A 709-nucleotide genomic window follows, 5' to 3' on the forward strand; every position below is an offset into this window, starting at 1 on the left:
GCCAAGCCGGCGGCGGAGAGCAGCAGGCCGGCCAAGGCGCCGGCCAGGCTGAGCAGGGTCGATTCCACGAGAAAGAGCAACAGCACCTGCCGCCGGGTGGCGCCGATGGCCTTGAGCAGGCCGATTTCCGCCGTGCGCTGGGAGATGGCGATGAGCATGACGTTCATGATCAGGATGCCGGCCACGGCCAGACTGATGGCGGCAATCCCTGCCACGGCCAGGGTCAGGGTGCGCAAAATGCGGTCGAAGGTGCTCAAAAGGGCGTCCTGGGTGATCACCGTGATATCGTCCTCCCCTTCATGACGCTCGCGGATGGTGGCCAGGATTTCCCGCTTGGCCCGGGGAATGGCGTCCCGATCCCGGGCCTGAACCAATACGCGGAAAAGGGTTTCGGTGTTGAACAGGGCCGTGGCCGAGGCCACCGGAATGATGGCCACGTCACTGATATCGACCCCCAGGGACTGACCCTTGGGCGTCAGGATGCCGATCACCCGGAAGCGCCACTCGCCGATGCGCACGAAGCGGCCCAGGGGGGATTGGTTGCCGAACAGTTCCTTGCGTGCCGTATGCCCCAAGACGCACACCGCCTCGGCCCGGGAAATGTCCCCGGCCGGCAGAAAACGGCCGTTGGCCAGGGTCAGGTTGCGGATTTCCAAAAGATCGGCGGTGGACCCGAGAATGGAAATTTCCCGTTCGCGGCCGCCCGTGG

General features: G+C 65.3%; 1 protein-coding gene. It reads right to left on the minus strand.

Annotated features, from left to right (window positions below; all coding sequences use genetic code 11):
• On the minus strand, nt 1–709 hold a 709-nt coding region (locus tag JCM12296_RS35375; RefSeq protein ID WP_157068229.1), incomplete at both ends, for an ABC transporter permease.

The sequence above is a fragment of the Desulfosarcina cetonica JCM 12296 genome (genome assembly GCF_001311845.1).
Classification (GTDB): domain Bacteria; phylum Desulfobacterota; class Desulfobacteria; order Desulfobacterales; family Desulfosarcinaceae; genus Desulfosarcina; species Desulfosarcina cetonica.